This is a genomic window from Streptomyces sp. NPDC021115 (assembly GCF_044333065.1).
Taxonomy (GTDB): Bacteria; Actinomycetota; Actinomycetes; order Streptomycetales; family Streptomycetaceae; genus Streptomyces.
This window is the reverse complement of the sequence record NZ_JBIRQF010000025.1, coordinates 24156-37381: the sequence shown is the minus strand read 5'-3', so window position 1 is coordinate 37381 and position 13226 is coordinate 24156. Positions and strand designations below refer to the sequence as shown.

Here is a 13226-nt window from a genome sequence, read left to right as displayed (position 1 = left end):
CCTGGAGCGGCTCGCGGGGGTACTTCGGCGGGAAGGTGTACTTCGTCATGGACTCCAGGGTGACGCCGCGGCAGAGCCGGTCGGACAGGAGGCTCAGACCGTCGCCGGGAATCGCCTTTTCGGCGAACGCGGAGGGGCCGGCGGCGTGCAGACTGCCGCCGCAGGCGAGGAGGAACTTGATCTGTCTGATCTTCGTCCTCGCGTACACCCGCGGTGGGCGGATCGGGGAGAGCGTGAGCGTCCACTGGCACGGGAAGTCGATGTCGCCGATCGGGGCCGTGATCTCGACTGTTGGGGTTGACCTGGTCGGGCTCGAACGGGCTGATGGCTAATCGGCCGTCGCGAACGGCGATGGTGATCTCAAGGCCAGTGAGAAGGGCTACCCGGAGCGCTCCGCGTCAGTCCTCCGCTGATCTGCGGGCGTTCGAGCCGAGGGGTGCAGCGGTTGCAGTGGCTGGTCGGCATGTTCCCGGATCCCGATCACCCTCCGGAGGGCAAGCTGTTTCTGATCCCGGTTTCGAGGGTTCGAGAAGATCTATGCTGTGGCCCCCAGGTGAAGCTCGGCCTAGTGCGATGGTCTCCCACGAGAGAGAATTCGGACTTCCCGATTGGACGCGCAGCAGGTCGTGCGCGCTGGCAGCGGCGTCGAGCTGAAGCGTGTGGGTGGCGGGAGGCGGGCCCCGTGAGCCCACGTTCCTCGTCAGGCCAGCAGTCGGCAGGCGCAGACGCCCTTGGTCTGGCACCCGTCCTGGCACACCACATTCTGCACCGCCTCCCCCGAGGGGCGGACTGACCACCGAGATGTCTTCGCCAGGCATCGACCAGACCACCGTGAACGATGGCACCTCTCGTTGTCGGTGGTGCCGTTTATCTTGTTTACACCTGAAGTAGCAGTACTGACTGTGTATTTCAGGGAGACATGGTCGCAGGAAGCTCGAAAGCGGGGCGGCAATGATGCAATGGGACAGCAGCCGACTGGATCCGGACGACCTGATCAGGGACCGCGAGGTCGACAACGCCCAGGACGACCGGCTGGCTCACAGGCACATCGCCGACCAGCTTCGCGACGTGGTGCTTTCAGTCCCCACACCGACCAACATCGCTGTGTGGGGTCCCTGGGGCTCCGGCAAGTCGGGCGTAGCCAATCTGCTGAAGGAGCTGCTCGAGCAGCGGCGGGGTGTGCGGTTCGTGCGCTTTGATGCCTTCAAGTATGCGGAGAACCCGCTGCGCAGGAACTTCATCGTTGCGGTTGCCACGGCCCTGGGGGACAAGGACCCGAAGTTCCACGACGGGCTGTACGGTGGCCGGGTCGCCGTGAAGCTTCAGTTCGAGAAGAGCGACGTGTGGCGCCTGTTGAAGATGTTCGGCCTGACGTTCGGAGCTGTGGTCGCCTTCTTCGGGGCCGCCATGGCGCTTTTCGCTTGGTTGCACGGAGGGGCTTTCCGGCCCACGTTCGCGAACATGGCGGCCGGAGCACTGAAGGCGGGCATCGCGCCGGCAGCCCTGCTGACGTCCTTGATGCTCCTCGTCTCGCGCACCCTCACGCGCGAGCACAAAACGGAAGCCGCAGACAGTGACGAGCAGTTCGAGAAGCTCTTCTGCGACCTGATTGCACGTTCTCGCGAAGAGCGGCTCGTCGTGTTCGTGGATGAGCTGGACCGGTGTAATCCCCCCGACGTCGTGGCAACGTTGGACGCCCTGCGCACGTTCTTGGGAGCTGGCGGTTGCGTCTTCGTCGTCGCCGCCGACCAGCAGGTTCTGGAAGAGGCTCGACAAGGTATTCCAGTACCAAATCAGCCTCCCACCGCTATTGGTGCCGAAGGTGACCAGCTTCGCTGCCGATCTGGTGCGCGGGCGGAGCGGCGTCTGGGCAGCGATAAACATCAACCTGGTGGTGAGTGTCCTCGTACCCTCCCATGTGCGCAGTCCCCGCCGGGTCAAGTCGCTACTGAACACGTTCGTGCTGACGTACCGGCTGGCTCAGCGACGGGCCGCCGACGGGCTGCTGGAGACTGATCCGTCAACGCGTGCCGAGGAGATCGCGAAACTGGTCTGCCTGCGGGTGGAGTTCCCCCTGTTCGCCAGGGATCTGCTGCTGGACCACCGCCTGTGCGAATGCGTACTGGCGCTAGACGCAGATCCCAACGCCCATCTGGCCCTCCATGTTCAAGAAAAAGTCAGGGAGGCCGCGCGCAGGTATGCGAACCTCGACGCTCCCGTCGACCACCATCTCAGCGAGCCTGAGGACCTTGATGACGAGGACGATGAGGTGAAGGCGTCCGACGATCAAAGGCATCACGGTCAGCAACTCGTGTCCTACCTCAAACGGACAAGGAAAGTGTCAGGCCCGAGCCGTGACCTGATCTTCATGGAGACCAGCGGCAGCGTCTTCGGGCTGCCAGCCGTTGTGGCCGAGACCCTGGAGCAACAGGCACAGAACGGCGAGCTGGACGCCGTACTGTCTTCCGTCGAGAGCCTGCCCGCCGAAGAACGCTCAGCTGCGCTGGCTCTGCTGACACAGCAGACACGGGACGCGATCGGTGTGGAAGAGGAAAACGTCGCCTACGCCGTCCTGGCTGTCTGCGGGGACCCAGACATCTCTCTGGCCGGCACGGCGGACACAGCGGTCGAGACTCTCACACCGATTCTGACGAGCTCCTCCCACCAACTGCCGGACGATGTACTGGCCGGATCCTGGCGGCTGGCACTAGCGAGTGACCGTCCGGCAGCTCTTGAGATGCGCACGATTCTCCTCAGGCACCCTTCAGTCAGTGAGAGCGCTTCGGCGGCCGCCATGGTGGTGCGCCATGTCGAGCCGGCCATGGCGGCGGGCTCAGACCTCGTACAAGAGCTGGTGTCCCGTCATCTGCTGGGCGACGAGGAGGATATGGCGGACATGCTTGCCAAGCTCTCGGCCCCGGATGCTGAGATCCTCATGCCGCGGGTCGGCCCTCATGTCGCGAAAGCGCTCCGAGCGGTGATCGAGGAGCACGAAGAATGGACGAAAGCGCAAGCTCAGCCGGGAGTCGTCGCGTCGGAACCTTTGCCGGAGCCGAGATCTCCTGCCGATGCGCTGCGCAGATTGGATGAGCTTCTGGGGCACTGGTGCGAGGGGAGCCCGGGAGCAACCCATGCCGTTGTGGGAATGCTGTTGGCAACAGACAGCAACCTTGGTCGGGACATCGTGGAGCAGCACGCGACCGCGATTCCCACAGTGCGGGAGACTGCCCTGGCACAGGCGGTGCTGACCAGCGCCCGGCGACGTTCGTCCTACTTGTGGCCGACGTGGCTGGGGCTGCTGGACCCGCGGTCATCCATCGACGACATGACCGTGCACTTTCACACCCTCCTGGAGGACTTTTGGGCGAGTGTGAGCAAGCCTGAAAAGGCCCTGGAACCCGATGCGGTTGGGCGCGTTGCGGACAGCTTCATGCGGATCTTCGACCACCAGCCCCCAGGGCGGCATCCGCACATCACACCTGCTGTCCTGCCATCGCTGTCCTGCCCTTCCAGCGATGAGGAAGCCGCCGAGCAACTGCGGCTGCTCGGTGTGCTCCAGCCGCTGGAGAACAGCGGTCTATTGAAGCGCACGGACTTTGTCCCCCATCAAGTGGCGGTGCTCAGCGAGTTGCTCGCCGATGGGGACGACCTCGCCATTACGCACGACAGCGCGATTTTGGCCTACGTCGAGTCGGTCATGACGGACTGCCTGCGCGGGCTGGGATCTCCCGGGTCGGCACCGCTGAGTACGCAGGAGGCGCATGCTCTGGTGGGCACCCTCGATGGCTGCGCCTGGCTCCCGGAACCCGAGCACATCCGACTACGGGTCCACGCGCACCATCTGCTGCTGGCGGGCGGCATCGACAGAGGAGGTCTTCAGGCATTGCCGTCGGCAGCGACCATGGCCGACTACGCTCGCAGCCACCGCAACCGTGTCGGCGAAACGCTGGCCGCGTGGATCGCACTGGAAGAACCATCGGTATCGGAGCTGCTCGCGGCCGTCTCGGAAGGTCTGCGGCAACAGTCGCCGTTGCAGACCGACGTGGTGCTGTTGCAGGCAGTGGCCTCGCGGCTAGCCACTCTGTCCTCGCAGGACCAGGCCGGCTTCTGGAAGGATCTGCTGGGAGGCCCCAGTACACGTCTGCCGGACCAGACGCTGATCCTGGCCGGATGGCCGTCGCTACCAAATGCGCTCGTGGCGGAACTGTTGATCGACAGGTATGCCCGAACATCCAAGAATCCCGACCGCCGCGCGGTTCTCGACCTGTGGAAGGCCGCGGGCGTCACGCATATAGCCGCCCGCCGCGACCTGATCCAGGCAATCCTCCTCCCCATGCTCGAGGCCAATCAGGGAGCCGCCGAACTCGCCGTCCTCTATCTGCCACAGCTGATGGAATCCGTACCCCGAGGCATGCGGACCACCGTGCGTGAGACCGTCGAAGCTGCCGTCAAGAAGTGGAGGAACTTCGAAGACCGCGGCATCAAGGCGCTGAAGGCTGTCGGCTACTCCGAGGAGCGCACCGGCCTGCTGGGACTGCGCGCACGCATCAGCCGCAGCAACGACGACTGAGGTGCCGACGGAGCCTGTCGCGCCCAAGGCCATGTCGTACAGATCGGGCGAGGTTTTGCCCTCCCCCGGGGCACCGTTTGCCACCGGGGGCAATGCGCTGGGGTTGGGGTGATGGGCGTCAGGCTAAAGCGGACGGTGGCCGTCGCCGGCGATGCTCTCGGGGGCTGGCCAAGAGGGTTAGGGAGTGCGATATTCACCGCTGCACTTCGGGCCGCCAGCGGGCACTCGTTGAGCGTCCCGCTCAGGATCGTGTCCGCACAAGATCGACACGTCTGCTTGTGTCGGGGGCGTTCGCTTCTGGGCTTCGGATCGTGCCTGGCCCCGGCCCGGTGACGGTGAGTGCGTGGCGGCCGCGCGGCGGGCAGATGCGCTCCCGGACGGTTCACGGATATTCCCGCTGCTGGCGTCTCGTTGGCATTTCCTCCTTCTTCTGGTGGGTTCTTGTCGGATGTTGCCAAGAGGTGCATGATGGAAGTGGAAGCGAAGCTGGCTTATGGAGGCATTATCGTGGGGACCATTTGGGGACCACACGGTGTGCGCGACCCCGCACAACTTAGGCGTTACCGTACGTACTTCGCGTGCGAAAAGCGCTGCAATTCGGGGGAATTCGGTGTTCGCACTTGCTGGGGCTCAAGGGGTCGCAGGTTCAAATCCTGTCGTCCCGACCAGCGTTTTCGCAGGTCGGAGGCCGTTTCCTCGAAGTGAGGAAGCGGCCTTTCTGGCGTTTTGTCGGCTTGTGGTCGCAAGGTGGTCGCATGCGCCCGAGCGTTTCGGGGCCGGGCTGCTGTAACTCGTGGCTTCTGTGGGCCGCCTGATGATGGTCACCTGGTTGTGTCGTTTCGGGATGTGGTCGCAGGGTGGTCGCGGGGCCGGTATGGGGCGTGGGGGAGTGGTCGGCCGGGCGGCCTGGGTGAGGGTTTTGTCGATGGCGTCGACTGCTTCGCGTGCTGCTTGCGCGGTGAGGTGGCTGTAGATGTTCGCGGTGGTGGACAGTGTCGAGTGGCGCAGGGTTTTCGAGACCACGGTCAGTGGGACGCCGGCGTTGATCGCGATGGTGGCCGCGAGGTGGCGGAGGTCGTGAAGTGTTGTGCGCGGGACGCGGGCTTCTCGGCACAGTAGGTGGAAGCGGTTGAGTGCGTATTGCGGGTGGAGCGGCCTGCCGTCGGGGCGGTGGAAGACGAAGTCGCCCCGGAGTCCCTGCGCCGTCGAGGCGCACTTGTCCCGGGCGCGGTGGCGGAGGACGGTGGCGACGCGGTCGGAGATGGCGACCCAGTTCTTGCTGCCGCGGGTCTCGGGTGTGGTCAGTGCGAGCTGGTTGTTGTCGATCGCGGAGAGCGTGCGGTGTATATAGAGGACGCGCTCGTCGAGGTGGATGTCCTCCCAGCGCAGTCCGAGGGCTTCTCCCTTGCGGATGCCGGTGCCGATCAGCAGCTCGGCCAGGTCGGCCATGAGCGGGTCGGCCGTATGGCTGTACTGGAGGAAGGCGAGGGCTTCCTGGACGGTCCAGATGTGGCGTTCGGCCGCTGCGGGGCGGGGGATGATCGTGGGCCGGGCGGGATTGCGGTCGAGGCGGTGGTGTCTGACGGCTTCGCCGAGCGCGCTGGAGAGGGTGGCCAGGATCCGGTGAACGGTGACCGGCCCGCGGCCGTGGGCGAACTGGTTCCGCACGAAGGCGGCGATGTGTGCGTAGCCGAGGTCGTCGAGCTTGATGTGTCCGAGAGCGGGGGCGAGGTCGGCCCGGACGTAGGCGCGGTAGCGGGCCATCGTGGTCGGCTTCAAAGTCATGGCCTTGGCCTGGAGCCAGGCCGTCAGGTAGTCGCCGACCGTTTGGTTCGGATCGGCGAAGAACCCATCCCCGTCGCTGGCGACCAGCCGCAGCAGGGCATCCGAGGCATCGTTCTGCGTGAGGAAGCCGCCGCGGCGAACGGTACGACGGTGATGAGCGGGAGAGGGAAGATCGACGGCAAAGGTCCAGGTGCCGTGACCAGACTCCTCGGGAAGCCGTGGGCAGCGAGAGCCAAGCTGCTTGTCCCGCTGGTCCCGGCAGCCGCACCGGCGGTAGACGCGCCCGCGAGCCGTGGCGGAGCGCATGGTGATCGCTTCCAAAAGTTGCACATTGAACCGCTACGACCATTGTCGCGCACGGCCTGGGAAATCCTGCGACCACATGCGACCACAACGGCATCTGTAGTCCTCCTGACCTGCGGCGATCCCTTGGTGGAGCGACAAGTGCGGTGGCAGATGCGTGTCGACAGTAAGGGAAATAATGTGCCAAGCGGCCAGTATCAGCCCATGTGGCGGGGAGGGAGAAGAGGTCAGAGCTGTTCGTCAGGGAGGTGCGGTGCGGCGTCGACGACGGCGTGCACGACTCCGGCCACGAGCTGCCGGTTGAGGGGGGCGGTGTCGAAGCGGCTGTGCATGGGCCAGCCCTCGATCAGGGCGTCGAGGGCCCGGGCCACTCCGGGAGTGAAGTGCAGGGCGAGGCTCTCCCGGCTGCGCGCCAGCCAGGAGCGGGTGGTCGCGGCCACCGCGGTGTTGTGGTTGGCGTAGGCGTACATCTCGAAGATGAGCGTCATGTCGCGGTCGGTGGCGTAGGCCGGCCCGCAGATCAGCTCGACCACGGCTGCCTCGGCCTCGGCGACCGACCCGGCGCCGTGCACGGTGCGGCGATAGAGCTGGGACATTGTGTCGGAGAGGCGGGCGAACGCCAGCGCCAGCAGCTCGTCCATGCCGTCGAAGTAGTACGTCAGCGAGCCCAGGGGGACGCCGGCCCGTGAAGCGATCTTGCGATGGGTCGTCTTGTGCACACCGCCCTCGGCGATGACATCGAGTGCGGCATCGAGAATCCGGTCCCTGCGCCCGGGGTCGTTCGGGATCTCGCGCCGTGTGCCGCTCACGGCCCCCAATGTGTCACAACGCGACTCCACCCAAGTGTGTACGATCGTACAGACTTCTGTGTTCGGTCATCCACTGGAGGCATGCCCCGTGACTGTCAGCCTCGGCCGACGTCGGACCGCCACGTTCGCCCTGTTCTTCCTGCCCGGCCTGGCCATGGCGTCCTGGGTGACGCGCACCCCCGACGTGCGCGACCTGCTCGGAGCCTCCACCGGACGCATGGGCCTGGTCCTGTTCGGGCTCTCGGTCGGGTCCATGGTGGGCATCCTGTGCTCGGGACCGCTGGTGGCCCGCTGGGGTGCCCGGCCCGTCATCGCGGCCGGAACGCTCGCGACCGCCGCGGGATCCGCCGTCATCGGCCTGGGGGCCGCGGCGGGCGCGGACGCGGTCGCGGCCCTCGGGCTCGGACTCATCGGCCTCGGCATGGGCGGCGGCGAGGTGGCCCTCAACATCGAAGGGGCTGAGGTGGAACGGCTGCTCGGCCGGTCCACCCTCCCCGCGATGCACGGCTTCTACAGTCTCGGGACGGTGGTCGGCGCGGTCGGCGGCATGACCCTGACCGCCATCTCGTTCCCCGTCCTGTGGCATCTCGCCATCGTCACCGCCGTGGTCCTGGCCTTACTGGTGCCGATGATCCGGTACGTTCCCGCCGGGGTGGGCCGACGAACCGGCAACGGCAACGACGGCGCCACGCACGCACAGACTTCCGCCCGCCCCGCAGTGTGGCGGGAACCGAGGCTGCTGCTCATCGGCGGCATCATCCTCGCCCTCGCCATGGCCGAGGGAACGGCGAACGACTGGCTGCCGCTGGTCATGGTCGACGGCCATGGCTTCGACCCCGCGCTCGGATCGGGCGTGTACGCGGTTTTCGCCGCCTCGATGACCATCGGCCGCTTCGCGGGCGGCCGGTTCGTCGACCGCTACGGACGCGCGGCCGCCCTGTGTGCCAGCGCGGTCGTCGGCGCCGTCGGCATCGCCCTCGTGATCCTGGTCGACAACCAGGCCGTCGCGGCGACAGCCGCCGTCCTGTGGGGCATCGGCGCGTCCCTGGGCTTCCCCGTCGCGCTGTCCGCGGCCGGCGACTCCGGCGACAACTCCGCCGCAAGGGTCTCCCTCGCCGCCACCCTCGGCTACGTCGCCTTCCTCGTGGGTCCGCCCTCACTCGGCCATCTCGGCGAGCAATTCGGACTCCGCAACGCCCTGTTCCTGGTCCTGATACTCGTGGTGGCCGCATCCCTCGCCACCCCCGCCGCCCGTACGGCCCACCCCGCACGCACTCCGTGAACGGCGTCGGCGAACGGACGGCACCACGCGAGGGGCGGCGCCCCGTGCAGCCGGGGCACCGGCTGCACGGGGCGTGCGATCCGGGCGCGGGTCATCTCAGAGGTGCTGTTCGGTGGCCCTGGCCCGCTGGTACTCGTCCTGCGGTGCAAGAAGCGAGAACAGCCGTCGCCGACACTGGGGAACGACGGCCGGTAGTGCCACCGGCCGCTGCATGCGCCCCTCGCCGACTCTGGCTGAGCTCATTACGGGCTGCGCTCGGCGATGCTGGCGGTTCTCGCGTCGCCTCGGCCGTCGTTATCGCGCCCGCTGCCAGAGCCCGCCCCCACTCCGGAAACCGCGCGCCCTGACTACGCCGCCCACGGGCCGGTGGGCCGTAGCTCGGATGTTGGCTGTGGTGGAGATCGTGGAGTGGCGCAGGGTTTTCGACACGATGGTCAGCTCGACGCCGTGGGTCAGTGCCAGCGTTGCGGCGAGGTGGCGGAGGTCGTGGACGCTGGTGCGCGGAACGCCTGCTTGGCGGGCGAGGTAGTGGAAGTGGTTGAGGACGTACTCCGGGTGCAGTGGGCGTCCGTCTTCGCGGTGGAAGACGGATCCGCCTCCCGGGTCGTTGGGCGTGTAGTAGTGAGTTTTGCGGCGGGTGAGGATGGCGTGGACGCGGGGTGACAGGGCGACCCAGTCGCTGCTCTTCGGGTCTACGAGCGGGTCAGTGCGAGCTTGTTGTTGTCGATCGCCGAGAGGGTCCAGCGGACGTAGACGGTGTGTGCGTCGAGGTGGACGTGGTCCCGGTGCAGGCCGAGGGCTTCGCCCTCGCGGAGGCCGGTGCCGAAGAGGAACTCGATCAGGTCGGCGAAATCCGGATCGTTGGCGTGGCAGTGGTGCAGGAAGCGGATCACCGGCGGCATCGTCGGGGGCGCCGAGGTGGCCGATCGGATCGCGGGCGAGATCGCGGACTGGCAGGAGCGAGGTGTGCCCGCCGGAGACGATCAGTGTCATGCAGGGGTCGGGCAGCGGGTCGTGCTCCAGGGGGTCGGCGGCGACGTGACCGGCGAGGGATGCGGCACGCGCTCAGAAGGATGGGCCGGAGACAAGGAGTGGCCAGGTCACGGCGGCCATCTCGGCAGGGGTCCGGGGGCAGCCGCGCTCGAGCCAGTCGGTGGCCACGCCGAGGAGCGCTCCGGCGGTGAACGCGGCGGGCACGTCGTGCGGGATGTCGGTCGACGAGACGCTGTCCGGCGGGGCGCCGGTCTTCAGGCGTACGGCGACGTGGACGGTGGCGGCGATGCGGCTGCGGATGTGGTCGATGACGCGGGCGCTGCCCTGGGGTCCCAGCAGGCTGCGGTAGAGGCCGGCGTGGTCGCCGAGGGTTTCGAAGAAGGCGATCAGGGGCCGGGCGGGGTCTGCGTCCGGGTCCGCCTCGGTGGGGTCGAGGACGGGGAGGGACTCGATGAGGTTGTCGATCGTCGAGGTGCAGGCCGCCTCGGCCAGTTCGTGCACGTCCCGGTAGTGGTCGTAGAAGGTCGTGCGGTTCACCCCGGCCTGTTCGGCCACGTCCGCGACGCTGATCTGCCCCAGGTCCCGTTCCTCGACGAGTTGGATCAGCGCTCCCTGCAGGGCCGCGTGAGTGCGGCGCACGCGGCGGTCGCCGGACGGGGTGCCCTGTCTCGTCGTGACCATGGGCTCCACCTTACCTAACCGACACATGTTGGATTACCGACGAGTGTCGGTTAACTTGTCTCTCGGGGGGCTTCCACTCGATCCGCAGAGAGAACCCGACATGAAGATCACCATCGATGAACCCAAGTGCGTGGCCTCCGGGCAGTGCGTCCTGATCGCGCCCGAAGCTTTCGACCAGCGCGACGAGGACGGCATGGTCGTACTGCTCACCGAGGCACCTGAGCCAGATCTGCACCAGGCTGTCCGCGAGTCGGCCCTGGCCTGTCCCGCCGCCGCCATCCACGTGGCGGAGTCGTGAACCGGATCGTGCTGGTCGGTGCGTCGGCCGGCGGACTGTCCGCGGCGGAAGCGCTGCGCAGGAGCGGCTACCAAGGGGTGATCACGCTCGTGGGAGACGAGCGGCGACTTCCCTACGACCGTCCGCCGTTGTCGAAGCAGATACTCACGGGGGAGTGGGAGCCGGACCGGCTCGCTCTGCGTGGACAGGCGGCCATCGATGCCCTGGATCTGGACCTGCGGCTGGGAGTCGGCGCGGCCGGGTTGGACAGCGCCGCGCGGACCCTGCTGCTGGCGGACGGCACTGAACTGCCGTACGACTCACTGGTCGTGGCGACCGGTGTACGGGCTCGTCGGCTGCCCGGTACCGACGAGGGCGTAGCCGGGGTGCACACTCTGCGCACCGTGGCCGACGCGCTGGTGCTGAAGGCGCGACTGCGCCCGGGGCGGCGGCTGGTGATTGTCGGTGCCGGGTTCCTCGGTGCCGAAGTGGCCGCCGTCGCGCGGGGGCTCGGAGTGGACGTGACGTTGCTGGAAGCGGATCCCGTTCCGCTGGCACAGGCCGTCGGCGAGGAGGCCGGGCAGTTCCTGTCGCGGCTCCATCGCGACCACGGCGTGCGGTTGCGCACCGGCGCCATGGTGGCCGACGTGCTCGAGTCCGGTGGCGAGGTCACCGGTGTCGCCCTGGCCGACGGGGACGTACTGCCGGCCAACGACGTGCTGGTCGCCATCGGCTCGGTGCCCAACACCGAATGGCTGGCCGGCAGCGGGCTCACACTCGGCGCCGGGCTCGTCTGCGACCGCTACAGCGCGGCCGCGCCCGATGTGTACGGCGTCGGGGACGTGGCGAGCTGGCACAACCCGCTGTTCGGTACGACGATGCGCGTCGAGCACCGCACCAACGCCGGTGAGCAGGCCCTCACCGTCGCCCACAACCTGCTCGCCCCGCACGCCCGGCGGCCGTTCGCGCCCGTGCCGTACTTCTGGTCCGACCAGTACGGCACCAGGGGCCAGGCATACGGGTACCTGCGCGACCACGACGAAGCGCTCGCCCTGGAGAGCAATGTGACGGAGCGCCGGCTCCTGGTGGTCTACCGCCGCGCGGACCGGCTCACCGGCGTGCTCGCCTTGGGCAAGCCGCCCAAGGCCCTGCGCTCCTGGCGGGCCCTGATCGCCTCCGGCGCCGCCTGGGACACGGCCGTCTCCGACACGGCCGCTGCGTGACACCCCTGTTCCCTTCGAGTGATCCATTTCAAGGAGTGATCCATGACCACGGCGACCGACGCGACTGGCCCCATCGACCACACCGGGCTGCCGCCGTACCCCGGCGTGCGATCCGGGCGCTGTCCCTTCGATCCACCGGCCGAGTACGCCGACTGGCGCACGGACGAGGGCCTGCGGCGGGTGCTGTGGCGCGGCCGCCCGATGTGGATCGCGACCCGGTTCGACGACATCCGGGCCGCCCTCGGCGACCCGCGGCTCAGCGCGGACGACCGCACGCCCGGCTTTCCCATCTCCAGCTCCTCCGGCCCGGACGTGGCCCAGGCATTCATACGGATGGACGACCCGGAACACATCCGCCTGCGCCGGATGCTCACCGGCGAGTTCACCGTCAAGCAGATGGAGCGGTTGCGCCCGCTGATCCAGGAGCAGGTCGACCACTTCCTGGAGCAGATGATCGGCCAGGGACAACCGGCGGATCTGGTGAGCGCCTACGCCTTCCCGATCCCGTCCATAGTGATCTCGCTGCTGCTCGGTGTGCCGTACGAGGACCACGCCTTCTTCCAGGAGCACAGCGCCACCATCGTCACGGCCGACGCCACGGAGGAGGAACGGCGGACCGCCTCCGCGGCGCTGGCCGGCTATCTGTACGAGCTGGTGGCACGCAAGGAGCGCGAGCCCGCAGACGACCTGATCAGCCGACAGCTACAGCGGGTCGCCGCGGGCGAGATCGGCCGCGAGACCGTGGTGGTCAACGGGATCACGCTGCTCGTCGCCGGGCACGAGACCACGGCCAACATGATCGCCCTCGGCACCCTGGCCCTGCTGGAGAACCCGGAGCAGCTCGACCGCTTCCGCGGCACCGACGACCCGGCCGTCGTGGCGAACGCGGTCGAGGAGCTGCTGCGCTATCTGACCATCGTCCAGGACGGGGTGCTTCGCGTCGCCACCGAGGACATCACCCTCGGCGGGCAGCTCGTCCGAGCCGGTGAAGCCGTACTCATGAGCCTGCCCGCCGGAAACCGCGACACGGCCTTCTCCGCCGACCCCGACACCTTCGACCCCGACCGCAACACGCGCGGCCACCTCGCCTTCGGCTACGGCACCCACCAGTGCCTCGGCCAGCCCCTGGCCCGCGTGGAACTGCAGATCGCACTGCCCGCCCTGCTGCGCAGACTGCCCGGCCTGCGGCTGGCACAGCCGCTGGAACAGATCACCTTCCGGAACAACACCATCACCTACGGCCCTCACCGGCTGCCGGTCGCCTGGTGACCATCCCGGCCTCACCACAGCAGAGCACCGCAAT

Annotated in this window: 12 protein-coding genes and 1 pseudogene; 7 read left to right on the top strand and 6 right to left on the bottom strand. The window is 67.8% G+C overall.

Going from position 1 to position 13226, the window contains the following annotated elements; all coding sequences use genetic code 11:
• The first annotated feature begins 47 nt into the window (after nt 1-47).
• The 3 genes from ACH4TL_RS41265 to ACH4TL_RS41255 all read left to right on the top strand — a co-directional run bounded on the left by ACH4TL_RS41265 (nt 48) and on the right by ACH4TL_RS41255 (nt 4570).
• The gene (locus ACH4TL_RS41265) at nt 48-332 is read left to right on the top strand and encodes a hypothetical protein (RefSeq protein WP_398329016.1); all 285 of its coding nucleotides are present in this window, start codon (nt 48-50) and stop codon (nt 330-332) included.
• Nucleotides 333-951: 619 nt separating this feature from the next.
• Nucleotides 952-2016, top strand: coding sequence for a P-loop NTPase fold protein (locus ACH4TL_RS41260; RefSeq protein ID WP_398329013.1), 1065 nt, complete (start codon nt 952-954; stop codon nt 2014-2016).
• Complete coding sequence (locus tag ACH4TL_RS41255; protein WP_398329010.1) at nt 1961-4570, top strand: hypothetical protein; 2610 nt, start codon at nt 1961-1963, stop codon at nt 4568-4570. Before ACH4TL_RS41260 ends, ACH4TL_RS41255 begins: the two co-directional genes overlap by 56 nt.
• Before the next feature lie 630 nt (nt 4571-5200).
• Here ACH4TL_RS41255 and ACH4TL_RS41250 read toward each other — a convergent pair.
• Both ACH4TL_RS41250 and ACH4TL_RS41245 read right to left on the bottom strand, forming a co-directional pair.
• Complete coding sequence (locus ACH4TL_RS41250) at nt 5201-6676, bottom strand: tyrosine-type recombinase/integrase (RefSeq protein WP_398329007.1); 1476 nt, start codon at nt 6674-6676, stop codon at nt 5201-5203.
• Nucleotides 6677-6885: 209 nt separating this feature from the next.
• Complete coding sequence (locus ACH4TL_RS41245; RefSeq protein ID WP_398329004.1) at nt 6886-7467, bottom strand: TetR/AcrR family transcriptional regulator; 582 nt, start codon at nt 7465-7467, stop codon at nt 6886-6888.
• A gap of 88 nt (nt 7468-7555) precedes the next feature.
• On the opposite strand from ACH4TL_RS41245, the gene ACH4TL_RS41240 reads away from it, so the two are divergent.
• Nucleotides 7556-8749, top strand: a complete 1194-nt coding sequence (locus ACH4TL_RS41240) for an MFS transporter (protein WP_398329001.1) — start codon at nt 7556-7558, stop codon at nt 8747-8749.
• Nucleotides 8750-9043: 294 nt separating this feature from the next.
• Here ACH4TL_RS41240 and ACH4TL_RS41235 read toward each other — a convergent pair whose 3' ends face one another.
• The 4 genes and pseudogenes from ACH4TL_RS41235 to ACH4TL_RS41220 form a co-directional block, all read right to left on the bottom strand.
• Nucleotides 9044-9394 (bottom strand): tyrosine-type recombinase/integrase, encoded by a 351-nt coding sequence (locus ACH4TL_RS41235; RefSeq protein WP_398329180.1) that lies wholly within the window; start codon nt 9392-9394, stop codon nt 9044-9046.
• Between the two features lie 47 nt (nt 9395-9441).
• Nucleotides 9442-9642: a hypothetical protein gene (locus ACH4TL_RS41230; protein WP_398329195.1), complete on the bottom strand. Its 201-nt coding sequence runs from the start codon at nt 9640-9642 to the stop codon at nt 9442-9444.
• Nucleotides 9641-9799: pseudogene (locus ACH4TL_RS41225) on the bottom strand (tRNA (adenosine(37)-N6)-threonylcarbamoyltransferase complex transferase subunit TsaD); the annotation flags it as partial. The gene ACH4TL_RS41230 and the pseudogene ACH4TL_RS41225, both read right to left, overlap by 2 nt.
• 15 nt (nt 9800-9814) lie before the next feature.
• A complete protein-coding gene (locus ACH4TL_RS41220) occupies nt 9815-10423 on the bottom strand; it encodes a TetR/AcrR family transcriptional regulator (protein WP_398328998.1) in 609 nt (202 codons plus the stop codon).
• 100 nt (nt 10424-10523) lie between these two features.
• Between ACH4TL_RS41220 and ACH4TL_RS41215 the strand changes: the two genes are divergently transcribed.
• Genes ACH4TL_RS41215 through ACH4TL_RS41205 form a run of 3 tightly spaced genes read left to right on the top strand, consistent with a single transcriptional unit; the run spans nt 10524 to nt 13192 of the window.
• The gene (locus tag ACH4TL_RS41215; RefSeq protein WP_398328995.1) at nt 10524-10721 is read left to right on the top strand and encodes a ferredoxin; all 198 of its coding nucleotides are present in this window, start codon (nt 10524-10526) and stop codon (nt 10719-10721) included.
• Nucleotides 10718-11923: an NAD(P)/FAD-dependent oxidoreductase gene (locus ACH4TL_RS41210; RefSeq protein WP_398328992.1), complete on the top strand. Its 1206-nt coding sequence runs from the start codon at nt 10718-10720 to the stop codon at nt 11921-11923. Before ACH4TL_RS41215 ends, ACH4TL_RS41210 begins: the two co-directional genes overlap by 4 nt.
• 42 nt (nt 11924-11965) lie before the next feature.
• On the top strand, nt 11966-13192 hold the full coding sequence (locus ACH4TL_RS41205; RefSeq protein WP_398328989.1) for a cytochrome P450: 1227 nt from the start codon (nt 11966-11968) through the stop codon (nt 13190-13192).
• Nucleotides 13193-13226: the final 34 nt, after the last annotated feature.

Excerpts from the sequence above, each read along its gene's own strand:
- ACH4TL_RS41220 (WP_398328998.1), bottom strand. The coding sequence starts at position 10,423 with ATGGTCACGACGAGACAGGGCACCCCGTCCGGCGACCGCCGCGTGCGC.
- ACH4TL_RS41260 (WP_398329013.1), top strand. The coding sequence starts at position 952 with ATGATGCAATGGGACAGCAGCCGACTGGATCCGGACGACCTGATCAGG.
- ACH4TL_RS41215 (WP_398328995.1), top strand. The coding sequence starts at position 10,524 with ATGAAGATCACCATCGATGAACCCAAGTGCGTGGCCTCCGGGCAGTGC.
- ACH4TL_RS41205 (WP_398328989.1), top strand. The coding sequence starts at position 11,966 with ATGACCACGGCGACCGACGCGACTGGCCCCATCGACCACACCGGGCTG.
- ACH4TL_RS41265 (WP_398329016.1), top strand. The coding sequence starts at position 48 with ATGGACTCCAGGGTGACGCCGCGGCAGAGCCGGTCGGACAGGAGGCTC.